Source organism: Nocardia sp. NPDC051321 (genome assembly GCF_044455225.1).
In the GTDB taxonomy this organism is placed as follows: Bacteria; Actinomycetota; Actinomycetes; order Mycobacteriales; family Mycobacteriaceae; genus Nocardia.
The window spans coordinates 1-25322 of the sequence record NZ_JBITEM010000009.1; the positions used below are offsets into that span (position 1 = coordinate 1).

Consider the following 25322-nt stretch of genomic DNA (forward strand, 5'->3'; position numbering starts at 1 on the left):
CCCGAGGACGGGGCGCGCTGCGCTGGAAGGGTCGCGTGCTCAGGTCTGACGGCGGGTAGCCCGATAAGTCGTCGCACCACGATCGCGGAACTGAAAACGACCCGCTCGCAACGCAGTCGGCGGCACGCCACCGCTTACGGGACCTCGGTGATCCCCACCGTCGGCAGGAAGAAGCAGGACTTGCCGCCGTTCTCGACGGTGCCGAAGACCGCGGCGAGCACCGTGCCCTGGCCGGTGTCGACGGGCACGGCGCGGACGCCGCCCATCGGGAGGGCGGCGAAGAAGAAGTCCTGGATGGCGCGTTCGGCGATCGGGCGCAGCGCGACCGGGACCTCGGGCGGAATCATCGCGCGCAGGATGGTGGACAGCGGACCCATCGAGGCGAGGCCGCCGCGGCCGCTGGTCACGTTCAGCCAGGCCACCTGCATGCCGGTGGTGTCCGGCCCGTCCTGGTTCAGGCCGTAGGGGACGAAGGTGAACATGGTCTGTCCGGCCTTGACGGCGGACAGGTCGAGTCCGGGGATGGTGACCGAGGTCTTGGGCCATGGGCCCGGCACCGCCCCGGCGACGGCAGGGGCCAGACCGAGCGAGTTGCCGTTGAGGCAGTACGCGGCCGCGGTCGGATAGAGGAACGGCTGCATGCCGAAGGCGCGCAGGCCGTCGATCGCGGTGTTGTAGACGCCGAACAGGTCGCCGGGCGCGAGGGCGCCGGTCTGGTTGGTGCCGGGCGGCACGGGGGCCACCGCCGGCGGCGTCGGGGCCGCGCCCGCGGCGGGGGCCGCGAGCACCAGCGCGACCGAGCAGGTCGCGACAGCGGACAGCATGGTCAGACGGCGCGGTACGGCCACGGAGACCTCTTCTCCTCGTCGACGCGAATCGAAGGCTGACGGTACTCCGGCAAACGCTGTGAACAGGCGGTATTGCCTGCGGCAAGCTCTCGGCGTGTCTCCGGCCGCGACGGCGATCCCTGGCGCGCGGGTTTTGCGCGACGCGTTCGCGGGGTCCGGACATGGAGGCTGGCGGTAAGTCGTATGCTGCTTCCGGCGGAGCCGCCCGAGTATGTGAGCGCCCGCCCCGAGATGTCGATCAACTTGCGCCAGCGCATGTTCGGCTATCGGACTTACCCGGCGAATCGGGCTGCGGCAAGAGCTACGCTCACGATGATTACTTCCCTTGTCCAAGGGCTGCCCTGCTGGGCATGATAATTCGGCTCGACCCTGACATCGTCCGGTGTCCGGATCGGCGACAACCATCCAGAGCGACCGAGAGACCTGGCTCGTCGACGTCGCAGCAACCCCCCGGTTCACCGGGTGCGGGTGCTTCCGCCGGGACCGATGGAGGAACCGAAGTGATCATCGCCGCTGTCCGAGGCGCCCGTTGGGGCCGTCGCCATATCGATCAGTGCAAAGTGACGTCCGCGAGCTGTCGGGGCTGACCCGCAGCCAGGCTGTTGCACCCGTCGCTGGCCGGGTGATGTGATCGCCGCCCGCTGGGGCGCGGTCTCGTTCGTTCTTCCGAAGGACCTCGACAAATGAGTCAGCGCAGCGAGCGAGCAATAGGCACAGCTGCCACCGCAGTCATGACGGAGCACGGCGATCCGATCGCCACCGCCGCGCCCGCACCCGGCGCCGGGACTGCTGTCCGCACCGAATCCGCGCTCCCGCCGGACGAATCCCCCACCGCACCAAACCATTCCGCGCCGACCGTGGCCAAGACGTGGCACCCGTGGCGTTGGGTGATCAGCGCCGTCGCGCTCATCCTGCTCGCGCAGTTCATGCACGGCCTGGTCACCAACCCAGGGTGGGATTGGCCGACTTTCGCGAAATACATCACCGCCAAGTCGGTGCTCGCCTCGCTGAAGGTGACACTGGAACTCACCGCGTGGGGCACCGCCCTCGGCTTCCTGCTCGGCACCGCGCTGGCTATCGCGCGACTGTCCAACAATCCGGTGCTGCGGGTGATCTCGTGGTGCTACATCTGGGCGTTCCGGTCGATTCCGCTCATCGTGCAGCTGTTGTTCTGGTTCAACATCGCCTACCTGTACCACTCGCTGTCGGTCGGAATCCCTTTCGGTCCTTCGTTTTTCAGCTTCGAGGTGAACGGCGTGATCAGCGGATTCACCGCGGCGGTGATCGGGCTCGCGCTGCACCAAGCGGCGTATTCGGCCGAGATCATTCGCGCGGGCATCATCTCCGTCGACGCCGGGCAACTCGAAGCCGCTGCCGCGCTTGGCATTCCGAAGGTGCGGCAGTTTCGCTCCATCGTGGTCCCGCAGGCCATGCGCTCGATCCTGCCGAACGCGACCAACGAGGTGATCAGCCTGTTCAAGGGCACCTCGATCGTGTCCGTGATGGCGATCGCGGAGCTGTTCTATCAGGTCCAGGTGATCTACGGCCGTAACGGACGGGTGGTACCGCTGCTGCTGGTCGCCACCGCCTGGTACGTCGTGCTCACCACCGTTCTGTCGGTGGCGCAGTACTACATCGAGCGCCACTACGCCAAGGGCACTCAGCGCACGCCGCCGCCGTCACCGACGCAGCGGGCCTGGCAAAAGCTGCGCGAGATCGCCGAATCCGGTTCCACCGCACCACGAGGAGCGACCCGATGACCGCCGCACTCGCCGTCGAGGTCCGCGGCGTCCGCAAAGCCTACGGCGCGCACGATGTGCTGCGCGGCGTCGATCTGACCGTGCGCTCCGGCGAGGTGGTCACGGTGATCGGCCCGTCCGGTTCCGGCAAGTCCACGCTGCTGCGGGTGGTCAACCACCTGGAGTCGCTGGACGCGGGCACCGTGCACATCGACGGGGAGCTGATCGGCTATCGCCTGCGCCGCAATACTTTGCACGCGCTGCCCGACCGCGAGGTGCGCAAGCAGCGCTCCCGCATCGGGTTCGTTTTCCAGCAGTTCAACCTGTTCCCGCATCTGACCGTGCTCGACAATGTCACGCTCGCACCGCTTTCCGCGCAGCGCCGGGATCGCAAGGAGGTCGAGGCCGAGGCGCGGGAGCTACTGGAGCGGGTCGGCATCGGCGCACTGGCCGACGCGTACCCGCGCAGGCTGTCCGGCGGGCAGCAGCAGCGGGTGGCGATCGCGCGGGCACTTGCCTTGCGCCCCAGGGTGATCCTGTTCGACGAGCCGACCTCCGCGCTGGATCCCGAGCTGGTCGGCGAGGTCCTGGATGTGATCCGTGACCTCGCGCACGGCGGCACCGCGCTGGTGATCGTCACCCACGAAATCGGCTTCGCCCGCGAGATCGCCGACACCGTGGTGTTTCTCGACGCGGGCGCAATCGTCGAGCAGGGCACGCCCGAAACGGTCCTCGACAATCCGCGCCACCCGCGCACCCGCGCCTTCCTTTCCCGAGTCCGTTGATGAACAGGTATCCGATGAAGCTCTCCGCCCTGGCCACCGCCGTTGCGACCGCGGTCGTATTGCTGGCCACCGGCTGCACCGATCCCGAAGCGGAGTCCGCGGTCAAGCCCGCCGGCGCGATCACCTTCGACCTCTCCGCCGCCCAGACCGGCCGGGTGCGGGCCGCCAAGGTGGACAGCATCGCCGCCGAAGTGCCGCAGGCCATTCGAGATCGCGGCACGTTGGTGGTGACCGGTGCCTCCGGCACGGCGCCGCCGCTGCGCTTCTACGCCGACGACGACAAGACCGTGGTCGGCTCCGAGGTCGATTTCGCCTCATTGGTCGCCGACGTCCTCGGCCTGAAACTCGAACTGCAGGTGGCGGATTGGGCGCAGAACTTCGTGCGGATCGATTCGGGCGAGGTCGACGCGTTCGTCTCCAACGTGACGGTCACCGAGGAACGCAAGGAAAAGTACGACTTCGCCACCTACCGCAACGACACCGTCGCGCTGGAGGTGCCCAAGCAGAGCACTCTCGACTTCAAAGACCGCAGGAGCCTGGCGGGCAAGCGAATCGGCGTCGGCAGCGGCACCAACCAGGAGCAGCTGCTGGTGAAGTGGAACGAGCAGAATGGAGCGGAGGGCTTGGCGCCCATCGACCTCGCCTACTTCCAGCAAACCAGCGACTACTACCTGGCGCTCGCCTCGCAGCGGCTGGACGGCTACATCGGCCCGAACCCAACCGCGATCTACCACTCCGTCACCGCCGACCAGACCAAGATCCTCGGCACCTTCTCCGGTGCGGGCGACGCGCTGCAGGGCGAGATAGCGGTACTCACCAAGAAGAACAGCGGGCTGGTCACCGCGATCCAGCACGCCCTGAACTACGCCATCGAGCACGGCACCTATCAGCAGGTGATCGATCGGTGGGGCCTGAAGACCGAGCAGGTCACCGAGTCGCGGATCAATCCGCCCGGCCTACCTGAGCAGCGGTGACCTGGTGCCCCAACAGTTTTCGGCACCCGACCTGCGCGTGCACCAGGTCGCCCAGGACGATCCACTGGCCGCACCGCTGCTGGCCGAGCTCGCCGTCGAATACAGCAGCCGCTACGGACGCAGCCCCGGCGAGATGCACGCGTCGTTGCGCGACTATCCGGCAACGGAGTTCGCTCCCCCGCACGGCGCGCTACTGGTCGTCACTCGCGACAGCGAGGCAGTGGCGGGCGGCGCCTTCCAGCGCTACGACGCGGAAACGGCGGAACTTAAACGGATCTGGACCTCGCGCGAACACCGCAGGCAGGGACTCGGGTTGTTCGTGCTCGCTCAGCTGGAAGCCGAGATCGCACGACGCGGCTACCGGCGCATCTACCTGACCACCGGTCCGCGCCAGCCCGAGGCCGTCGGCCTTTACCTGGCTGCCGGTTACACCGCGCTCTACGACCCGTCCGTGCCCGCCGAGGAGCTCGGCCCGCATCCCTTCGAGAAGCAGCTACTCGCCGTCACCGGCGAACTGGGAGCCACCGCATGAAGTTCCTACTGTTCACCCTGGTCACTCGGGTGCCCGATCCGATAACCGGCCGGCTGCCCGGCACCAGGGAACGGCTGCGCAACGTCGTCGAACAGGCTAGGCTGGCCGAGGATCTCGGCTACGACGGATTCGCCGTCGGTGAGCGGCACGAGGATCCGTTCCTGTCTGCGGCACCGCCGGTGATCCTCAGCCACATTGCCGCGGTCACCTCCCGGATCACTCTGTTCACGGCGGTCACCACGCTGAGTCTGCTCGACCCGGTACGCGCCTTCGAGGATTACTCGACGCTGGACAATCTGTCCGGCGGTCGCCTGGAGCTGATCATCGGCAAGGGCAACGGCGCCGCGCAGGCCGAGCTGTTCCAGGTCACCGCCGACGACCAGTGGGACCGCAATCGCGAAGGCTATGAACTGTTTCGGGCGCTGTGGGGCAGCGACAGCGTCACCTGGTCGGGGCGGTTCCGGCCGGAGCTGACGGACGCCAAGGCGCTGCCTCGGCCGTGGCAGCCGAAGATCCGGATCTGGCACGGCAGCGCGACCAGCCGGGATTCGGTGGAACTCGCCGCACGCCACGGCGATTCGCTGTTCTCGGCGAACGTGACCAACCCGATCGAGCCGTACGCGGAACTGGTCCGCCACTATCGGGAGCGCTGGGAGTTCTACGGGCACAACCCTGGCGACGCCCTCGTCGGCGCGGGCACGGCCGGATTCCATGTCGCCCGCAGTTCCCAGCAAGCCCTGCAGACCTACCGGCCGATCTTCGAGGCGCGACTGGCGTTGGCGCGCAGGCGCGGTCTGCCGGTCGTGTTCGAGACCCTCGACGACTTCGTCACCCGCAGTTCAGCTTTGGTCGGCAGCCCGGAGCAGGTGATCGACAAGGTCGGCAGGCAGCACGAGCAGTTCGGCCACGAGGTGATCCACCTGTCCGCCGAGCGGGACGGCCGCCCCGAAATCGACTACCTGGACAGCCTCGCGCTTTTCCAGACCGAGGTGGCGCCGGAACTGCGCCGCCGAATCCCCAGCCGCCCGTTGGCCACCGGCGCCGATACCGCCGAGCTCGACCCGCGCGACGAACCCGTTCGCGCCGAAACTTCCGGAGTTACCTCGTGATTCGCACCCGCCGCCGGATCGTCACGCGAACTACGCCGCGCTCGGCGCCGTTTCGCGCGCGCCGCACCGTGCCTCCGATGCGCACACTGATATGCGTGCTCGCCGCGGCAGGCGCCGTGGCCGCCTGCGGCACCGATTCGGCCGCACCCGGCGGCGACGCCGGACCGCCGAAGCCCGGCGGCACCCTGCGCTACGGCCTGTCACAAGCGCCTACCTGCTCGGACCCCGCGCAGGCCGGCACCAACCAAACCCTTTACGTGACACGACAGATCGTCGATTCGCTGACCGATCAGGATCCGAAGACGGGCGAACTCGAGCCGTGGCTCGCACAGAGCTGGGAGGTCACGCCGGACGCGAAGGTGTTCACCTTCCATCTCACCGACGGCGTCACCTTCAGCGACGGCACGCCGCTCACCGCGGACTCGGTCCGGCAGACCTTCGATTCGATCATCAAGCTGGGTTCGGCGAAAGCGCCGCTGGCCGCTAGCTACCTCACCAACTATGTCGGCACCACGGCCGTGGACCGGTTGACCGCGCGAGTCGAGTTCAGCAAGCCCAACGCGCAGTTCCTACAGGCGTCCTCGACGACCCAGCTCGGGATTCTGGCCGAGGCCACCACCGCCAAGCCCGCCGAGCAGCGCTGCCTCGGGGACAACATCGCCAGCGGTCCGTTCACCTATGCGAGCTACCGCCAGGACGCGTCGGCGACGCTGGCCAAACGCGCCGGGTACCAGTGGGGTTCGGCGGTGTTCGCGCATCGCGGCGAGGCGTATCTGGACAAGATCGAATTCACCGTCGTGCCCGAATCCGGGGTACGCACCGGCAGCCTGGCGTCGGGTCAGCTCGATGCCATCAGCGACGCACTGCCGCAGGACGCGCCGCAGATCGAGGCGTCCGGCGGGCGGGTGCTGAGCACCGCGAATCCCGGTCTGCCGTTCGGTTTCCAGACCAACGTGACGCGCGGACCGCTGCGCGATCCGGCGGTGCGCCAGGCGCTGCTGCCCGCGATCGACCGTAAACAGTTGGTGGACACCGTGCTCGGGCCGCAGTTCAAGCCCGCGACCAGCTCGCTGGCCAGCAGCACGCCCGGCTATGCGGATCTTTCGGCGCGACTCGCCTACGACCCGGCCAAGGCCCGCGGCATTCTCGGTCAGGCGGGCTGGGTGCCCGGCAGCGACGGTATCCGAGCGAAGAACGGTGCGCGCCTGTCCTTCTCGGTGGTGTTCAGTCAGGTATTCGGCGGCAATCAGGCGATCATCGAGCTGGTGCAGCAGCAGCTGCGGCAGGTCGGGGTCGAGCTGACGCTGGATCTGGTGTCGATCGCCGAGCAGACGGCACGGCAGAACGCGAAGAACTTCGACAGCAGCTACGGCAACACCACCCGTGCCGACGGTGACATCCTGCGCACGGCGTTCGGGCTGGATGGCCGCAATCTCAATGCGCGCGAACCCATCCCAGCGCTCGATGACGCATTGAACGGTCAGCTGAGCACCGTCGACTCCGGTGTCCGCGCCGACCTCATCCACACCGCGCAGCAGCAGGTGCTCGACGCCGGGCTGCTGATTCCGACGGTGGAGCTGTCCCAGGCGATCGGCGCGGGCAGTGCCGCACAGGATCTGAAGTTCGAGGCCTCGGCCCGACTACAGTTCTTCGACGCCTGGCTGAGCGGGCGGTAATGATGACGCGCTATCTGGTACTGCGGGTGCTGCAGGCGATCTGGGTGCTGTGGGCCGCGTTCACCATCTCGTTCGTGGTGCTCTACCTGCTGCCCGCCGACCCGATCTCGATCGCGGCCGACGCCGGCGGGTCGGGCACACCGGTGGACAAGGCCGCGATCGCCGAGCTGCAGGCCCGCTACGGGCTGGATCGTCCGCTGTGGGAACAGTATTGGACCGCGCTCGGGCACGCGGTGCGCGGCGATTTCGGGCATTCGATCGTCACCGGGCAGCCGGTGACCGATGCCATCGGCAACGCGCTGCCAGGGACGCTCGGATTGGCCGGGCTCGCGGTGGTTTTCGCGACGGTAGGCGGCGTGGCACTGGCCTTCGCCTCGACGTACACGCGGCAGCCGTGGCTACGCACCGCGCTCGCCGCGCTGCCCTCGCTCGCGGTGTCGGTACCCACCTTCTGGACCGGATTGCTGCTGCTGCAACTGTTCTCGTTCCGGTGGCGGCTGGCTCCCGCCTTCGGCGGCCATGGCTTCGCTGGCACCGTATTGCCCGCGCTGACCCTCGCGCTGCCCATCGGCGCGGTGATCGCCCAGGTGCTGGCCGCCGGGCTGGCGTCGACCTGGCGTCAGCCGTATGTCGATGTTGCGTTGTCGAAGGGTGGTTCGCGCTGGTGGGTGCAGCGCAAACACGTGCTGCGCGCGGCCAGTGTGCCCACCTTCACCATCGCGGGGATCTTGGTCGGCAACATGCTCGCCGGATCGGTCGTGGTGGAGACGGTCTTCGCCCGCCAGGGCGTCGGCCGACTCACCCAGACCGCCGTACTGGCCCAGGACATTCCGGTGGTGCAGGGCATCGTCGTGCTCACCTCGATCGTCTTCGTCACCGTGAATCTCGCGGTGGACCTGCTGTATCCGCTGCTCGACCCGCGCATCGCCACGCGCTCTCGCCGGGCGGCAAAGGAGACCGACGATCGGATCGGCGGCACTGCCGAAGGGGTGGCTATTCATGGTTGACGTCATCGATGAACGGCGCGGCACGGTGCCCCGCCTGCGCACACCGGTACTGCGCTGGAAGTGGTTACGCGACAACGCGGTACTGGTCTTGTCCGGTGTTGTTGTGGTACTCGCGGTCGGCTGGGCCCTGTTCCCTTCGGTGTTCGCCAGCGGCGATCCGTTGATCGGGGTGCCCGCGCAGAAGTTCCAAAGCCCCAGTGCGCAGCACTGGTTCGGCACCGACAATCTCGGCCGCGACCTGTACACCCGCATGGTGCACGGCGCCGGGCTCTCGCTCACCGCGACGCTCGCCGCGGTGGGCATCGCGTTGCTCGCCGGGTCTGGCCTCGGCCTGCTGGCGGGGGCCACCGGTGGCATCGTCGACGCCGTCGTCATGCGCGTCGTCGATGTGCTGTTGTCGATTCCGGCGCTGCTGCTGTCGTTGGCACTGGTCACCGCGCTCGGCTTCGGTACCCGCAATGTGGCGATCGCGGTGGGTGTTTCCCTCGTCGCCAACTTCGCCAGGGTGATGCGGTCGGAAGTGCTCCGGGTACGCCACGCGGTATTCGTCGAGGCGGCGCACGCCTCGGGGGTCCGCTGGTACACGGTGCTGCTGCGGCACGTGCTGCCCAACTCGTACCAGCCGGTGCTCGCGCTGGCCGCCGTCGAGTTCGGCATGGCCGTGCTCTCGATCTCGGCGTTGAGCTTCCTCGGCTATGGCGCGAAACCGCCTACCCCCGAGTGGGGTTCGCTCATTTCCGAGGGCCGCAACTATCTCGCCACCGCCTGGTGGATGACCACCCTGCCCGGGCTGGTCATCGTCGCGGTCGTGGTGGCCGCGCAACGCCTCGGGCGCGCCGCAGGAAGGAACGAATAGCCATGACCACTACCTCTTCGCCACGGGCGCAACCGATCGACGCGCCGGAGCCGGTCGAAACCGCAGCGCCGGAAGCGGGCCCGCTGTTGCGGGTCGACAACCTGCGCGTGCGTTACCGGTCGGATTCCGGTGACGTCACCGCGTTGGCGGGGGTCTCGCTCAGCGTGGCCCGCGGCGAAGTGGTAGCGCTGGTCGGTGAATCCGGTTCCGGCAAGTCCACTCTCGCGCAGGCGGTGATCGGCCTGCTCGGCGCGAATGCCGACATCGCGGGCGGGACGGTCGCCTTCGACGGGCATGTCATCGACACCCGGTCCGAGCGGGCATTGCGGCGGCTGCGTGGCGTGCGGATCGGGTTCGTGCCGCAAGACCCCGGGTTGTCGCTCAATCCCGTACGGCGCGTTGGCGATCAGGTGGCCGTGGCGCTGGTGGTGCACCGCCTCGCCGACAAGCGTTCGGCGCGCGAGCGCGCGATCGAGCTGCTGGCCGAGGCGGGCCTTGACCGTCCGGAACTGCGGGAAGTGCAGTACCCCCATGAACTTTCGGGCGGGCAGCGGCAGCGGGTGCTCATCGCGTCCGCGCTGGCCTGCCAGCCGGACCTGGTGATCGCGGACGAGCCGACCAGCGCGCTGGATGCCACGGTGGCGCGGCGGGTGCTCGATCAGCTGGCGGCGCAGATCGCTACCAGGGGCACCGCGGTGCTGTTGATCACCCACGATCTCGCGGTGGCCGCCGAGCGGGCCGATCGGATCGTCGTGCTGAACGGCGGCGAGATCGTGGAGAGCGGGCCGACGGCGACGGTGCTCGCCGCGCCGCGGCATCCGTACACGAAGCGACTGCTCGCCGCCTCGCCGAGCCTGGCGCCCGCGGGCGCCTATCGGACGCCCAAACCGCGCACGGGCGCGCCGCTGCTCGCGCTGCGTGAAGTGCACAAGCGTTTCCGCGCACAAGCCGGTGGGTCGGTGACTGCGGTCGCCGGGGTCGGGTTCGAGCTCGGCCGCGGCGAAACCCTCTCGCTGGTCGGCGAATCCGGTTCGGGCAAGTCGACGACGGCGCGCATCGCGTTGCGGCTCACCGAGGCCGACAGCGGCGGGGTCACCTTCGATGGACAGGAGCTGACCCGGGTGCGCGGTACCCGGCTGCGGGCGCTGCGCAAGCGGTTCCAGGTGGTGTATCAGAACCCATATGCCTCACTGGATCCCCGGTGGCGGGTCGGCACGATCATCGAGGAACCGTTGCGCGCGTACGGTGTCGGCGACCGCGCGGCCAGGCAGGCCCGCGTCGCCGAACTGCTCAGGCAGGTCGCACTGCCGGAGCACTTCGCCCAGCGTCGCCCCGCGGAACTCTCTGGCGGACAACGCCAACGCGTCGCCATCGCCCGTGCCCTCGCCCTGCACCCGGACCTGCTGGTGCTCGACGAACCGGTCTCCGCGCTCGACGCCTCGGTCCAGGCGCAGATCTTGGAGCTGCTCGACCGGCTGCAGGCCGAGCTCTCGCTGAGCTACCTGTTCATCTCGCACGACCTCGCGGTGGTCCGCCGCATCAGCGACCACGTCGCCGTCATGCGGCACGGCCGCATCGTCGAATCCGGGCCGACCGCCGCGATTTTCGACAACCCGCAGCACGAATACACCCGCGAGTTGCTGTCGGCCATCCCCACTCCCGCCGTCGCGAAAGGACCATCCTGATGTCGGAGTCGACCTACCGGCACAGCCGGATACTCGTCCGCACCGAGCGGCCCGCACACTGCCGCAGCAGGCCGGAGCGGTCCGGATCGCTGCCTGCCCGGGCCAAGCGCTGGTGGCGCACCCATCTGCACGCGCCGGAGCACACCGCGGCCACCGACCTGTGGCAACACGCGTTCTTCTTCGCGCCCGACGCCGCAGGCGTGCACCCCGCCGCGCGGCAATGCCTCGACTGGAAGGAAATCCACTGATGGCCGAACCCGACTTCTTCGTTGGCCTGGAACTCGCCGGAACCGGGATCCACCCGGCGTCGTGGCGACGCGACGACTCCAGGGCCGAGGATCTGTTCACCGGCGGGTACTGGGTGGACGCGGTCACCGCGGCCGAAAAGGCCGGTGTCGACGCGGTATTCGTGCCGGACTCGTTCGGCCTGCAGCCCGGTGGGGCCGGTGTCGCGCGGGGCAGGCTCGACGCGGTGGCGATCGCCGCCCGAGTGGCGGCGGCCACCAGGCGCATCGGTCTGCTGCCGCAGGGGGCGGTGACGCATACCGAGCCGTTCCATCTGGCCAAGGCGATCCAAAGCCTCGATTTCGCCACGGGCGGGCGCGCGGGCTGGGAGGTCACCGTGTCCGAAGGTGGTGAGCAGGCACGGGCATTCGGGCGTAAGGACGAACAGGACGCGGCGTCGCTGTGGCATGAGGCGGACGAGGCGATCGAGGTGGTCACCCGGCTGTGGGACAGCTGGGAGGACGACGCGGAAATCCGCGACGTGCCAACCGGGCGCTTCATCGATCGGGACAAGCTGCACTACATCGACTTCGCCGGGGACAACTTCTCGGTGAAGGGGCCATCGATCACGCCGCGCTCCCCGCAGGGTCAGTCGATCGTCGCGGTGCGCGCGGAAAATGACGCGAGCACCGGGGTGGCAGTGCGTCGAGCCGATCTGATCCGTTTCGCCGCAAGCGATCTCAACTCGGCGCGGGCCCTGCGGACGGCGCTGCGCACGGCCCTACGGGCGGCTGATCGGGATCCGGATGCGGTGCGAGTTTTGCTGGATGTCGAAGTGCATCTGGCCGATTCGGCGCAAGCCGCACACGACGAGGTGGTCGAGCTTGACCGGTGGACCGCCGACACCCCCGCCGGTTTGCGCCACATCGGGACTCCGGCAACGCTGCGCGAATCGCTGGGCGCCATCAGCGCTTCCGGCGCCGCGGACGGTGTCGTGCTCCGCCCACTCGCGGTGCCAGCGACCGTGCGCCACCTGACCGCGTTGGCATGGAAACCCTTGTCCTTCCATACATTGCGAGATCGGCTCGAACTGCCGCGGCCGGTCAGCCGTTATGCCGGGCAGGGCGCGTCATGAGCACTGCCGAACGCTCGGACTGCCTGTCGCACTGTCGGCGCACCGCGAACCAACTCGCCGACAGCACCACTACGATCCAGGAAGGGACGCCGTCGTGACCCGCAAACCACGCAAGCAGATCCATCTCGCCGCGCACTTCCCCGGCGTCAACAACACCACCGTCTGGGCCGACCCGGCGTCCAAGAGTCAGGTCGACTTCGAGTCGTTCACGCACCTCGCGAAGACCGCCGAGCGTGGCCTGTTCGACTTCTTCTTCCTCGCCGAGGGGCTGCGGTTGCGCGAACACCTCGGGCGCATCCACGATCTCGACGTGGTGGGCAGGCCGGACACCTTCACGGTGCTCAACGCGCTGGCCGGGGTAACCGACAAGCTCGGCCTCGCGGGCACCATCAACAGCACCTACAACGAACCGTTCGAGCTGGCCAAACAGTTCGCCTCGCTGGACCATCTGTCCGGCGGCCGCGCCGCCTGGAACGTCGTCACCTCCTCCGACGCGTTCACCGGCGAAAACTTCCGCCGCGGCGGCTATCTCGAGCATGCTCAGCGCTACCAGCGCGCCGCCGAGGTCGTCGAGGTGACCCGCAAGCTCTGGGACAGCTGGGCCGCCGACACCCTGGTGGTCGATCGTGCCGCCGGGGTGTTCGCCCGCGAGATCCCGGAAACCCGTCATCGCGGTGCGCAATTCGATATCGCCGGACGGTTCGTGCTGCCGCCGAGCCCCCAGGGTCATCCGGTGTTGTTGCAGGCGGGCGATTCCGACGACGGCCGGGAGTTCGGTGCGGCCGCCGCCGACGCGATCTTCACCGGCCACGGCACGCTCGAAGCGGGACAATGCTTCTACGCCGACGTCAAAGGCCGTCTGGCGAAATACGGCCGGGCGCCGGAGGATTTGAAGATCCTCCCCGCCGCGACCTTCGTGCTCGGTGACAGCGCAGCGGACGCCGAGGAGCGCGCCCGCTATATCCGTCGCCAGCAGGTCGGCCCGCAGACCGCCATCGCGTTCCTCGAACAGGTATGGGGCCGTGACCTTTCCGGCTATGACCCGGACGGCCCGCTGCCCGACGTCGAGCCGACCGACAACGTCACCGTCACCCGGGGCCGGGTGCGCCATGCCAAGGACCCGCGCGAGGTCGCCGACGCGTGGCGGGCCAGGGCCGAGGCCGACAACCTCAGCATCCGTGAGCTGATCATGGAGGTCACCGCGCGGCAGCAGTTCGTCGGCACGCCCGCCGCGGTCGCCGAGCAGATCGACACCTACGTCCAGGCCGACGCCAGCGATGGTTTCATCCTCGTCCCGCACCTCACCCCGGCCGGGCTCGACGAATTCGTCGACCTGGTCGTCCCGGAACTGCAGGAGCGCGGCAGTTTCCGCACCGAATACACCGGCACGACCCTGCGCGAGCATCTCGATCTGCGCCATCCGCACCAGCACATCACCGTCCACGAAGGAGCACGAGCGTCATGACGACAAGCATCAGCACCGTTTTCGAAACCGAGTGGGCGCACTGGCATGACAGCAGGGAAGACCAGCTGCGCGACCCGCTCGGCTTCCTCAGTCTGACCGGATTGCATTGGCTCACCGACCAACCCGAGCGGCTGCCGGACGTGCCGGGCACCTGGTGGGTCACCGACGACAAGGTGTTCATCACCGCGCAGCCCGCCGACCGGCTGGAATTCGACGGGGTCGGCATCGCGGGCGTGCGGATCATCACGCCTACCGAGGGCGCGCCGGGACTCAGTGTCCTGCACGAGAATCGGGTGCTCGAGGTGATCCGGCGCACCGGCCGGTACGCGGTGCGCGTGCACGATCCGGCTGCGCCGACGCTGTCGAGTTTCGACGGTATCCCCAGCTACGCACCGGATCCGCGCTGGGTGGTGCCGGGCCGGTTCACGCCGTTCGACGAGCAGACCACGATCACCACCGGTGCCGTTGTCGACGGCCTCGAACATCACCACACCGCTTCGGGCACCATCGAATTCACCGTCGGCGAGGCCACCGAACGGGTCATCGCATTCGGCGATCCGAGCGATCTTCGCCTGCTGTTCACCGACGCGACCAGCGGTATCACCACCTACCCCGCCGCTCGCGCGCTCGCGGTCGGCGCACCGGACGCGGACGGCACGGTGCGCCTCGACTTCAACCGCGCGACGAATTTGCCGTGCGCCTTCACCGATTTCGCGACCTGCCCGCTCGCACCCGCGCAGAACCGGCTGCGCGTGGCGATCGAGGCGGGCGAGCAGCATCCACGGCTAGGGAGAAATTCATGACCGTGCCACTGTCCATCCTCGACCTGTCCCCGATCAGCGCCGGGTCGACCGCGCAGCAGGCGCTGCGCAACACGATCGATCTCGCGCAGCACGCGGAACAGTGGGGCTACCACCGTTATTGGCTGGCCGAGCATCATTTCGTCTCGGTCGCGAGCTCCTCGTCGATCACCCTGATCGGCCTGGTCGCGGCGGCCACCTCGCGAATTCGGGTGGGGTCGGCGGCCGTTCAGGTCGGCCACCATACGTCGGCCTCGATTGTGGAGGCGTTCGGCACGATCGACGCGCTGTACCCCGGCCGGCTCGACCTCGGCCTCGGCCGGTCCGGTCATCGGCGCAGTCAGTACGGATCGGAGCCAGCTCACCCGAAGGGCAGCCACCCCAAGGTAGCTACGGCAACCGGGCGGACCGAGATCAGGGACGGTGTGGTGGTGCCGCCGCCGTTCGACCCCGGCCGGATCGCGGACCGGTCGAAGTTCCTCGCCTCGGCCAGCGCCTTACAGCAGGAGGGCGCGCAGCCGCTGGACTTCGCCGAACAGGTCGACGAGGTGCGGGCACTGCTCGGCGGCTATTTCGTGAGCAAGGATGGCATTGCGCTGCACGCGGTTCCTGGCGAAGGCGCACAGGTCGAGCTGTGGCTGTTCGGCAGCTCGGGCGGCGAAAGCGCGGTGCTGGCCGGGCAACTCGGCTTGCCGTTCGCGGCCGCCTACCACGTGTCGCCGGGTACCGCCCTGGACGCGGTCGAGGCCTATCGTGCGGCCTTCCGACCGTCCGCACAACTGGCCGAGCCCTACGTGGTGGTGTCGGCGGACGTGGTCGTCGCCGGTGACGACGCCACCGCCCAACACCACGCCGCCACCTACGGCCACTGGGTGCACAGCATCCGCAGCGGTGCGGGCGCCGCCGACTACCTCGACCCCGCCACCGCCGCCCCGCTGACCCCCGAACAGCACCGCCTGGTAGCCGACCGCCTCGCCTCCCAATTCGTCGGCTCCCCAACCACCGTCGTCGAGCGGCTCGCGGCCCTGCAACGCGTCACCGGCGCCGACGAACTGCTCGTCACCAGCATCACCCACCACCACGCCGACCGCCTCGAATCCCACCGCCTACTCGCCGACGCCTGGGGCCTACGCACAGCCCGCGCCGCCTGACCACCCCGCACCGCCCCAAACAACCATCGACGTGAGTCATATGGCTGCTAATTGATCTTGTAAAGCAGCCATATGACTCACGTCAATGTTTTAAGTCCGCTTCGCGCCGGGGCGCACCCTGTTGGCGAGGGAGCTGTGTACCGCTGGTGGGGCTGGCAGATTGGCCAGGTTGGGGTGGGGTTCTTGGGCATATCGACAAGGTTCTCGCGATCGGGTTGAAACATACAATCGTGCATGTATATTTCTGGCCGACCACGAGAGGGAGATATCGATGAGGATTGCTCCAGCCCGCAGGTGGACCAGGGTATTCGTCGGAGTGCTTGCGCTGCTTACGGTTTCGCAGGCGTTGGTGGCGCCTGGGGCGCCTGCCGCACCCGAAGGCGCGAGCGCGTGGACGGCGCTACACGATGGTCCGCAGCAGTATCCGTCGATGCATATCGACTGGGACGTGCCGATCACCATGAGCGACGGGACCGTGCTGAAGGCGAACGTGTATCGGCCGGCGGACGCGAACGGGCCGGTGCGCACGCCGCTGCCGACGATCGTGAATCTGACGCCCTACACCAAGCTGTTGTCGATGATCGCGCAGACGGCGCTGTCGGTGCCGGTGCTGTCCGACGCGATCGTCGGGTTCCTGCGTGACTTCGAGTTGCCCGGAACGCCGCTGGAAGCGCTGACCAACGCGACCCGGGTGGCGGGCGGCGGGTTCGGGCGCGCTTTCGCGGTGGACCCCAACCTGATTCGCAGCGGCTACACCCAGGTCGTCGTCGACGTACGCGGCACCGGGTTCTCCCAGGGGATCTGGGAACCGTGGGGTCCGAAGGACCAGCAGGACACCCCGGAGGTGATCGGCTGGGCGGCGGCGCAACCGTGGTCGGACGGCAAGGTCGGGATGACCGGCGCCTCCTACTCCGGGATCAATCAGGTGCAGGCGGCCGAAAAGCGGCCGCCCGCACTGAAAGCCATCGTGCCGGTGGTGCCGGGCAACGATCTGGTGCGCGACATGATCGCCCCGGGCGGCGCGGCCATCGGCATCCTGCTCCCCTACCTGCTCGCGGTGAACGCGGCCAAGCTCGTGCCGGATCTGGTGTCGATGGTGCGGGGCAACTTCGATATGCAGTGGCTGGCCGACCGGCTGGCCAGCCCGATGTCGTTCATGGACGTCGGAATTCAGACCATGGGCACCGATTCGTTCGACGCCATCCAACCGCAGCTGCGCAACGTCCTCGACCCGGACAGTCCGATCCGTCAGGCCTGGCTCGGACATCCCGAACGCATTACCGTGCCGACCCTGGTGATCGGCGGCTGGCACGACAACTTCGCCAACGGCGAACCCCGTATCTACCAAGACATTCCGCTACCGCCCGGCCAGAAGCAGCTGATCATGGGCAACAGCTACCACGTGAGCGCGGGCTTCGACATGCGCGGCAAGCCCGGGGAACCGCCGCGTATCGACGTGCTGCAGCGCGCCTGGTTCGACAAGTGGCTCAAGGGCATCGACAACGGCGTCGACGGGTACGGCCCGGTGACGATGTGGCAGCAAGGCGCCGGCTGGACCAGCAACGACCAGTTCCCGCGGGCCGAGGCGAGCCACCGGCGGTTGTACCTGTCGGCGGCACCGAGCGGCAGTACCACCAGCAGCGTGCACGACGGAACCCTCACGGCCGGAACGACTTCGGAGACGACCCGGCTCACCGTCGCGCCCGGTCTGGCCAGCCTGTGCTCGGCGGATGCGGTCCAGGGCACCGCGGGCCTGCTTGTCTTCTCCGGCTGCGGCAAAGATGCCAGGGTGCAGGAACTCAACGGGCTGACCTTCACCAGCCCGCCGGTGGCCGAGCCGACGACGATCTCCGGGCCGATCGCGGTGCACCTGAACACCGTGCACGACGTCACCGACGGCTACTGGACGGCGACGCTGAATGATGTTGCCCCCGATGGCCGTTCGGTGACGCTGAGCACCGGCCAGCTGATGTGCTCGATGCGGGCCATCGATGACGCCAAGAGCCGCAGGTCGCCCGACGGCGCCTACACCGACCCGTTCCCGGTAATGTCCCTCGCCGCCAGGCAACCCGTGATCCCCGGCCAGCCCACCCAACTCGACCTCGGGCTCGCCCCCACCGACGCGATACTGCAACCGGGACACCGGCTTCGGGTCGATGTCTTCGCGGGCAACTACCCGAAGGGCCTGCCCATCCGCCCGATGCTGGACGCCACCGAGCTCAAACCCCAACACCTGCAACTGGATCCGGCAGAACCCAGCTACCTCAACGTCCCCCTCGCCGGCACGCCCGGCTGGTAACCCGCACAGCGGCACGCTTTCTGATTTCCCGCACCGGGAATTGCATGCGATTTCGGGTGCCGGAAATCAGAGACCGTGCGTGTGATCAGCAGGCGTGCGCGCTCAGGCGCTGATCGGGGCGGCGGTAACGCCGTAACCGAGATTGGTGAGCACCTCGGTGGTCGCCTTGGCGAAGTTCAGCGTGATGAAGTGCAGGCAGGGAGCGCCCTCGTCGATCAGACGCTGGGCCATTTCGGTGGCGATCTCGATGCCGACCGCGCGCACCGCGGCCTGATTCCCCTCGGGGTTGTCGCCCGCGGCCTTGTTCAGTCGCTCGAGCACCGACGGCGGCAGCGAACGGCCACACAGCTCCTCGGCCCGCGCCACCGTGCGCAGCGAGGTGATCGGCATCAGCTCGGGGATGATCGGCTTGGCGCCCTCGACCGGGTCGAACTTCGCGATCCGGTCGCGCAGCCGCAGGTAGTGCTCGACGTCGAAGAACATCTGGGTGATCGAATACTCCGCGCCCGCACGCAGTTTCGCGGCCAGGTAGGCGGTGTCGGTGTCCAGGTCCGGTGAGCGGTGGTGGCCCTGCGGGAACGAGGCGACGCCGACGTGGAAGTCTCCGAGGTCGCGCACGATCCGCACCAGCTCTTCGGCGTAGGCGACGCCCTCGGGATGCTGCTGCCACTCGCCGAGCGGGTCGCCGGGCGGGTCGCCGCGCAGCACCAGGATGTTGCGGATGCCCGAATCGGCGTAAGAGCCGACCAGCGAACGCAATTCGGACAGGCTGTGCTCCACGGCGGTGAGATGCGCCACCGGCAGCAGCGTGGTTTCCTGCGCCAGCTCGCCGGTGACCCGCACGGTGCGATCACGGGTGGACCCGCCCGCGCCGTAGGTCATCGAGACGAACGCGGGATGCATCCGCTCGAACTGCCGCACGGCCCGCCACAGCCTGGCCTCGTTGGCGGCGTCACGCGGCGGGTTGAACTCGACGGAGAACGGCACCGAGGCGCTGGAATGGGCCCGCAGACTCTGGACAACCGAAGGTGTTGCAGAGACGTCCGGGTGCGTCCGGGGCGGACGGCCTGGGGTCGAGCGTCCCCGCGCATTGTCGAAAGTCACCGGTCCAGTGTAGTGGTGACCGGCGGCGGGCCCCACGGGTCGTACCGACGAGTACGCGTATTCTTCGGACCACCACCAGTGGCGCCACGCGCCCATCACCGCACGACTTTGGAGGCTCCCCTGTCCGCTGGACCTGGTATCCAGACGCCTCACCGCACCTCGGCTGCCGAGCTCATCGCCGCACAGCCGGGGACGGCGGCCTTCGTCACCGCCGTGGAAGACGCGCTGACCAGGTTCTTCGCCACCCGCCGCGGCACCGTCGATGAGCTCGGCCCGGTCTTCGTCGAGGCCGCCGACGCGCTGGAACTGTTCGTGCTGCGCGGCGGCAAGCGCACCAGGCCCGCGTTCGCCTGGACCGGCTGGCTCGGCGCGGGCGGTGACGCCGACGGCCCGGCCGCCGATGCGGTGCTGACCGCGTGCGCGGCGCTGGAACTCGTGCAGGCCTGCGCGCTGATCCACGACGACATCATCGATTCCTCGCGGACCAGGCGCCGCTTCCCGACCGTGCACGTCGATTTCGAGCAGCGCCACCGCGACCGTGGCTGGGCCGGCGACTCCGCGCACTTCGGCGTCAGCGTCGCGATCCTGGTCGGCGATCTGGCGCTGGCCTGGGCTGATGACATGGTGCACGCCTCCGGGCTCGACCCTGCGGCGATCGCCCGGTTCGCGCCGGTGTGGGCGGGCATGCGCACCGAGGTGCTCGGCGGCCAGCTGCTCGACATCCACGGCGAGGCGGGTGCCGACGAGTCGGTCGAGGCCGCGCTGCGGATCAACCGGTACAAGACCGCCGCCTACACCGTCGAACGCCCGCTGCACCTCGGCGCCGCCATCGCCGACGCCGACCAGCGTCTGGTCGACGCCTACCGTCTGTTCGGCACCGACATCGGCATCGCCTTCCAGCTGCGCGACGACCTGCTCGGCGTCTTCGGCGACCCCGCCGTCACCGGCAAACCGTCCGGCGACGACCTGCGCGAGGGCAAGCGCACCGTGCTCCTCGCCGAGGCGCTGGCCAGGGCCGACGAGGCAGATCCGGCCGCCGCGAAGCTGCTGCGCACCAGCATCGGCACCGATCTCGGCGCGGACGACGTGGCGAAGCTGCGCGATGTCATCACCGAACTCGGCGCGGTGGACGAGGTGGAACGCCGGATCACCGAGCTCACCGACGCCGGGCTGGCCGCCATCGAAACCAGCACGGCGACACCGGCCGCGAAGGAGCGGCTGCGGGCCATGGCATTGGCGGCGACCAAGCGCGCCGCGTGACAGTGGTTGCGGGTGCCTGAACAACGCCGATCCGATGCGTGCCGCGAAGAGGGGAATCTCATGAAAGACGTTGCCGCGCCGAGTGATCGGCCGCTGCTCGTTCGGGGAATGCCGATCATCGCTCCTCGCGGCAGCCGTCCGATGAAAACCGTTGCCGGACCGACGGATCGCGTAGTCGTGGTCGGCGCCGGACTGGCCGGGCTGTCCGCCGCGCTGTACCTCACCGGCGCCGGACGCAAGGTCACCCTGCTGGAGCGAGCCGATCATCCCGGCGGGCGGGTCGGGCGTTATCAGGGTCCGGATTACGAGATCGATTCCGGCGCAACGGTGTTGACGCTGCCCGAGCTGATCACCGACGCGCTGGCCGCGGTCGGCCGGACGCCACAGGACTGTGCGCTGCGCATCCACCAGCTGGCGCCCAGCTATCACGCCAAGTTCGCCGACGGTGCCACCCTGCGGGTGTTCGCCGACGCCGACGCGATGGCCGAGGAGGTCGCGCTGGTCTGCGGCCCTGCGCAGGCGCGGCGCTATCGGCGGCTGCGTGATTGGCTGGCACGGATCTACGCGGCCGCGTTCAGCGAGTTCATGGACACCAACTTCGATTCGCCACTGGACATGGTCCGGGTGCCCGAAAAGCGCCGTGCCCTAGCGACTTTGGTGCGCCTCGGCGCGTTCGGCAGGCTCGGCCCCCGGGTCGGCCGATTTTTGCGGGATCCCCGGCTGGCCCGGTTGTTCACGTTCCAGGCGCTGTACGCCGGCCTGCCGCCCGCCGAGGCACTGGCGGTGTACGGCGCGATCCCGCACATGGACACCTCGCTCGGCGTCTTCTTCCCCGAAGGCGGGATGCGGGCCATCGCGGTGGCGATGGCCGAGGCGTTCACGGCGGCGGGCGGCACGCTCGAGCTCGGCACCGAAGTGACGAAGGTGGACTATGCGGGGCGGCGGGCCGAGCGGGTGCGCACCGCGGACGGACGCGCGTTCGACTGTGATGTCCTGGTGTTGACCGCCGATCTCGGTTCGATCGACCGCTTCGGCGTGCGCCGCCGCCGCGGGTTGCGGGCCGCGCCATCCGCGGTCGTCGCGCACGGCACCGTGCCCGCCGAGGTGGCCCGCGCCTGGCCCGTTCAGGCGCATCACACCATCGAATTCGGCGAGGCCTGGGACAAGACGTTCGCGGAGATCGCGGGCCGTCGTGGTCGATTGATGAGCGACCCGTCGCTATTGCTCACCCGGCCGGCACTCACCGACCCCGGCCTCTACATCGCCCGTGCCGATGGACAGCACGAACCATTCTCGGTGCTGGCCCCCTGTCCGAATTTGGCCGCCGCCGCACTGGACTGGCCGCGAATCGGCCCCGCTTACCTGCGCGAACTGCTCGGAGTGCTGGAAAACCGCGGTTATACGGGCATTGCCGACCATTTCACCGTCGACCATCTCGACACGCCACAAACCTGGCGCGATCAAGGGATGCTGGCCGGTACCCCGTTCTCTGCGGCACACCTCTTCCGGCAGACCGGACCATTTCGTTCGCGCAATTTTCCGCGCACCAGCGACAACGTAGTTATCGCCGGTTGCGGCACCACGCCGGGCGTTGGGGTGCCGACCACGCTGCTGTCCGGGAAACTGGCGGCAACCCGCATTACCGGCGAGACCGCCCCGCTCGAGATGAAACCGTGCGTACCAGCGAGATAGTGTTCCCGGCGACGCCGTAAACTAGGCGCCGACCTATTCACTCGCGGTTGTGACCGCTGACCATTCGGGGGGACCGACACCAGATGGCATCCCCCGAAACGCGCGCCGCAGAGGCCACATTGACTGAAATCACCGGCCACGCACCGAACATCGCGGCGAAACGCGAATCGGCCCCCGCCGAGCCACCGAGCATGCGGTCCTGGATGCGCACCGCCGGCCTCTTCCTGCGCAGCCCGGAAGGGCATTCCGCGATGCTCGGCTGCTACGGCGCGATCATGATCACCTTCGGCGGGTTCGGGGCGGGCAGCACCCGCAAGCGCGACCCGATACTCGAGGCGCTGCACCTGTCCTGGCTACGGTTCGGCCACGGGTACGCGCTGTCGACCATCGTCGTCTGGATCGGCGTGCTGATGATGATCACCGCGTGGGTGCGACTCGGCCGCACCACGATCGGCCGGGGCGACCGGGGCGATGCGGGCGTGACACTCAACGAGCTGCGCGCGATCGTCGGCATCTGGATCACCCCGCTGCTGTTCGCCGTGCCCATGTTCAGCCAGGACGTCTACTCGTATCTGGCGCAGGGCGCGCTGCTGCGCGACGGCTTCGACCCCTACGTCGACGGGCCGGTCAAGAACCCCGGCGTGCTGCTCGACAACGTGAGCCCGGTGTGGAAACTCACCACCGCGCCCTACGGCCCGATCTTCCTGCTGCTCGGCCGCGGCATCACCACCATCACCGGCGACAATGTCGTCGCGGGCACCATCGCGATGCGGATCGTCATGCTGCCCGGCCTCGCCTTGATGATGTGGGCGGTGCCCTATCTGACCAAGCACCTCGGCGGCAAGCCGACGGTGGCGCTGTGGCTCGCGGTGCTCAACCCGCTGGTGCTGATCCACCTCTGGGGTGGCGTGCACAACGAGATGCTGATGGTCGGCCTGATGTGCGCGGGCATCGCGCTGGTGCTGGAACGCCACCACGTGGCGGGCATCGTGGTGGTCGCCATCGGCGTGGCGATCAAGGCGACAGCGGGCATCGCGCTGCCGTTCCTGGTGTGGATCTGGATGCTGCACGAACGCGAGAAGCGCGCCGCCGAGCGGGCCGGGCGCGACCCGGCGAACCTACCGGAGAGCGAACGGCCGCACGATGCCGCCGAGCCGACCGAGGACATGCCGCACCCCGCGCTGATGTTCGCCAAGATCGCCGGGCTCGGGCTGAGTGTGTTCGCGGCCGTCTTCGTGGCCGCCTCGGCCATCGCCGGCGTCGGCATCGGCTGGCTGACCGCGCTGTCCGGCTCGAAGAAGATCATCAACTGGCTGTCGCTGCCGACGATCATGATGCACGCGGTCGGCTGGGTGACCTCGTTCGACCCCGGCAAGGTACTGAACGTGACCAGGGCGATGTGCGCGGTGGCGCTGGTGGCGGTGCTGGTGTGGGCCTGGTGGCGCTTCCGGCACAGCGAGCGCGAGGCGGTGTTCGGCATCCTGATCGCGTTCGTGGGGATCGTCATCCTGTCCCCCGCCGCGCTGCCCTGGTACTACTCGTGGCCGCTGGCGCTCGCCGCCGGGTTCGCGCTGTCCACCACGACCTTGATGGTGCTGGTCGGCCTGTGTACCTGGTTGATGCTGGTGTTCCAACCGGACGGTTCGATCGGGTTGTACAGCTTCTGGCACGTCGCCCTGGCGACCTTCGCCGCCGTGGTGGCGGCGATGTCGCTGCGCAAGGTGGACCCGCTGCGGTTGCGGGCCACGCCGCCGAGCATCGATCCGGCCGCGCCCGCTCGACCATGATCGGCGGCGCGCCGCGGCCGGACCTCGCCGTCGCGTATCGCGAATGCAGGCAGATCGCGGCGGCGCACGGACGCACCTATTTTCTGGCCACCCGGTTGCTCTCGGCGCAGCGGCGACCGGCGGTACACGCGCTGTACGCGTTCGCCAGGATGGTGGACGACATCGTCGATCATGCGGAAACCGATGTCGCACAGCGCTATCCGAACCAGATGCGGAAGCACGAGCTGCCCGAGCACGGTCCGGGCGGTGAGCTCGACCTGATCGAGAAGCAGTTGCGCATTGTGCTGGAGTCCGGGTCGAGCGCGGCCAATGCCGCTCGGCTGCTTGGGGTCTCGCTGGACACATCCCCGGCGTCGACCGGTGCGCGGCAACCGAGGTCCGCACCGAACGGTGCGGTTCGATCCATGATCCTGCTCGCAGTGGCCGACACCATCCATCGCTATGACATTGCCGCACAGCACTTCTGGAAGTTCCTGGACTCCATGCGGATGGATGTGCCCGGCACCGCGCGCTTCCGCGACCGCTACGCCACGATGGCCGAGCTGAACGAATACATGAGCGGTTCGGCCGCCGCCATCGGACTCCAGGTGCTGCCCATCCTCGGCACCGTGGTGCCGATCGCCGAGGCCGAACCGGCTGCCGCGGCGCTCGGCGAGGCATTCCAGCTCACCAATTTCCTGCGCGATGTCGCGGAGGACCTCGATCGTGGGCGGGTGTATCTGCCCGCCGACGAGCTCGCCGCCTTCGGTGTCGACCACGAACTGCTGATCCACTGCCACCGCACGCACCGCACCGACCCGCGAGTCCGCCGTGCCCTCGCCCACCTCATCGCGATCAACCGCGACACCTATCGACGCGCCGAACCCGGCATCGATCTACTCGAGCCGCGAGTTCGACCGGCCATCCGCACGGCCGCCGTCCTCTACGCGAGCATCCTCGACCACATCGAGCACTCCGACTACGCCGTCTTCACCCACCGAGCAGTAGTCCCCACCCACCACCGCCTCGCCGTAGCCGCGACCCACTTCACGACCGCCGCACTACGCAGCCGCACTCGCCGCTGACGCAGGCCTGCCACATCCCGCCTACCCAACCCGCGCTGCGCGAGTTCTGCGAGCGCCGTTCGCGGCCCGTCTCGCGTCCGAGCTGTCGAAGCGCATGCGCCGCAGGCGCGAGTCTCGACAGCTCGGACG

Annotated in this window: 21 protein-coding genes and 1 riboswitch; of the genes, 19 read left to right on the forward strand and 2 right to left on the reverse strand. The window is 68.6% G+C overall.

Annotation, left to right across the window (positions count from 1 at the left end; translation table 11 throughout):
* Positions 1 to 134 precede the first annotated feature (134 nt).
* Positions 135 to 848 (reverse strand): hypothetical protein, encoded by a 714-nt coding sequence (locus ACIA8C_RS21910; protein ID WP_397137460.1) that lies wholly within the window; start codon positions 846 to 848, stop codon positions 135 to 137.
* Positions 849 to 1246: 398 nt separating this feature from the next.
* Positions 1247 to 1341, forward strand: a riboswitch (SAM riboswitch).
* A gap of 238 nt (positions 1342 to 1579) precedes the next feature.
* Here ACIA8C_RS21910 and ACIA8C_RS21915 point away from each other — a divergent pair.
* The 15 genes from ACIA8C_RS21915 to ACIA8C_RS21985 all read left to right on the forward strand — a co-directional run bounded on the left by ACIA8C_RS21915 (position 1580) and on the right by ACIA8C_RS21985 (position 18286).
* Positions 1580 to 2608 carry an amino acid ABC transporter permease gene (locus ACIA8C_RS21915; protein WP_397138149.1) on the forward strand — a complete coding sequence of 343 codons (1029 nt, stop codon included), beginning with the start codon at positions 1580 to 1582 and terminating at the stop codon, positions 2606 to 2608.
* Entirely contained in the window at positions 2605 to 3372 is a 768-nt protein-coding gene (locus ACIA8C_RS21920) for an amino acid ABC transporter ATP-binding protein (protein ID WP_397137462.1), read from the forward strand. Before ACIA8C_RS21915 ends, ACIA8C_RS21920 begins: the two co-directional genes overlap by 4 nt.
* Positions 3372 to 4346 (forward strand): ABC transporter substrate-binding protein, encoded by a 975-nt coding sequence (locus tag ACIA8C_RS21925; protein WP_397137464.1) that lies wholly within the window; start codon positions 3372 to 3374, stop codon positions 4344 to 4346. The genes ACIA8C_RS21920 and ACIA8C_RS21925 overlap by 1 nt, the downstream gene beginning before the upstream one ends.
* 4 nt (positions 4347 to 4350) lie before the next feature.
* Positions 4351 to 4878, forward strand: coding sequence for a GNAT family N-acetyltransferase (locus ACIA8C_RS21930; RefSeq protein WP_397137466.1), 528 nt, complete (start codon positions 4351 to 4353; stop codon positions 4876 to 4878).
* Complete coding sequence (locus ACIA8C_RS21935) at positions 4875 to 5987, forward strand: LLM class flavin-dependent oxidoreductase (RefSeq protein WP_397137468.1); 1113 nt, start codon at positions 4875 to 4877, stop codon at positions 5985 to 5987. Before ACIA8C_RS21930 ends, ACIA8C_RS21935 begins: the two co-directional genes overlap by 4 nt.
* Positions 5988 to 6064: 77 nt before the next feature.
* Complete coding sequence (locus ACIA8C_RS21940) at positions 6065 to 7663, forward strand: ABC transporter substrate-binding protein (protein WP_397137470.1); 1599 nt, start codon at positions 6065 to 6067, stop codon at positions 7661 to 7663.
* Between the two features lie 2 nt (positions 7664 to 7665).
* Entirely contained in the window at positions 7666 to 8670 is a 1005-nt protein-coding gene (locus ACIA8C_RS21945) for an ABC transporter permease (RefSeq protein WP_397137472.1), read from the forward strand.
* Entirely contained in the window at positions 8663 to 9526 is an 864-nt protein-coding gene (locus tag ACIA8C_RS21950) for an ABC transporter permease (protein ID WP_397137474.1), read from the forward strand. Before ACIA8C_RS21945 ends, ACIA8C_RS21950 begins: the two co-directional genes overlap by 8 nt.
* Positions 9527 to 9528: 2 nt before the next feature.
* Positions 9529 to 11211 carry a dipeptide ABC transporter ATP-binding protein gene (locus tag ACIA8C_RS21955; protein ID WP_397137476.1) on the forward strand — a complete coding sequence of 561 codons (1683 nt, stop codon included), beginning with the start codon at positions 9529 to 9531 and terminating at the stop codon, positions 11209 to 11211.
* Entirely contained in the window at positions 11211 to 11459 is a 249-nt protein-coding gene (locus ACIA8C_RS21960) for a hypothetical protein (protein WP_397137478.1), read from the forward strand. The genes ACIA8C_RS21955 and ACIA8C_RS21960 overlap by 1 nt, the downstream gene beginning before the upstream one ends.
* A complete protein-coding gene (locus tag ACIA8C_RS21965) occupies positions 11459 to 12571 on the forward strand; it encodes an LLM class flavin-dependent oxidoreductase (RefSeq protein WP_397137480.1) in 1113 nt (370 codons plus the stop codon). The genes ACIA8C_RS21960 and ACIA8C_RS21965 overlap by 1 nt, the downstream gene beginning before the upstream one ends.
* Positions 12572 to 12665: 94 nt before the next feature.
* A complete protein-coding gene (locus tag ACIA8C_RS21970) occupies positions 12666 to 14036 on the forward strand; it encodes an NtaA/DmoA family FMN-dependent monooxygenase (RefSeq protein ID WP_397137482.1) in 1371 nt (456 codons plus the stop codon).
* Positions 14033 to 14839 (forward strand): DUF1684 domain-containing protein, encoded by an 807-nt coding sequence (locus ACIA8C_RS21975; protein ID WP_397137484.1) that lies wholly within the window; start codon positions 14033 to 14035, stop codon positions 14837 to 14839. Before ACIA8C_RS21970 ends, ACIA8C_RS21975 begins: the two co-directional genes overlap by 4 nt.
* Positions 14836 to 15987, forward strand: coding sequence for an LLM class flavin-dependent oxidoreductase (locus ACIA8C_RS21980; RefSeq protein WP_397137486.1), 1152 nt, complete (start codon positions 14836 to 14838; stop codon positions 15985 to 15987). Before ACIA8C_RS21975 ends, ACIA8C_RS21980 begins: the two co-directional genes overlap by 4 nt.
* A 271-nt stretch (positions 15988 to 16258) precedes the next feature.
* The gene (locus tag ACIA8C_RS21985; protein ID WP_397137488.1) at positions 16259 to 18286 is read left to right on the forward strand and encodes a CocE/NonD family hydrolase; all 2028 of its coding nucleotides are present in this window, start codon (positions 16259 to 16261) and stop codon (positions 18284 to 18286) included.
* 102 nt (positions 18287 to 18388) lie between these two features.
* On the opposite strand, the gene ACIA8C_RS21990 is transcribed toward ACIA8C_RS21985, so the two are convergent.
* On the reverse strand, positions 18389 to 19390 hold the full coding sequence (locus ACIA8C_RS21990) for a methylenetetrahydrofolate reductase (protein ID WP_397137490.1): 1002 nt from the start codon (positions 19388 to 19390) through the stop codon (positions 18389 to 18391).
* Between the two features lie 108 nt (positions 19391 to 19498).
* On the opposite strand from ACIA8C_RS21990, the gene ACIA8C_RS21995 reads away from it, so the two are divergent.
* From ACIA8C_RS21995 to ACIA8C_RS22010, 4 genes are all read left to right on the forward strand, one after another.
* Positions 19499 to 20650, forward strand: a complete 1152-nt coding sequence (locus tag ACIA8C_RS21995; protein ID WP_397137492.1) for a polyprenyl synthetase family protein — start codon at positions 19499 to 19501, stop codon at positions 20648 to 20650.
* A 108-nt stretch (positions 20651 to 20758) separates the two neighbouring features.
* On the forward strand, positions 20759 to 22342 hold the full coding sequence (crtI, locus tag ACIA8C_RS22000; RefSeq protein ID WP_397138151.1) for a phytoene desaturase family protein: 1584 nt from the start codon (positions 20759 to 20761) through the stop codon (positions 22340 to 22342).
* A 191-nt stretch (positions 22343 to 22533) separates the two neighbouring features.
* Positions 22534 to 24129 carry an alpha-(1->6)-mannopyranosyltransferase A gene (locus tag ACIA8C_RS22005; RefSeq protein WP_397138153.1) on the forward strand — a complete coding sequence of 532 codons (1596 nt, stop codon included), beginning with the start codon at positions 22534 to 22536 and terminating at the stop codon, positions 24127 to 24129.
* Positions 24126 to 25193: a phytoene/squalene synthase family protein gene (locus tag ACIA8C_RS22010; RefSeq protein WP_397137494.1), complete on the forward strand. Its 1068-nt coding sequence runs from the start codon at positions 24126 to 24128 to the stop codon at positions 25191 to 25193. Before ACIA8C_RS22005 ends, ACIA8C_RS22010 begins: the two co-directional genes overlap by 4 nt.
* Positions 25194 to 25322 lie beyond the last annotated feature (129 nt).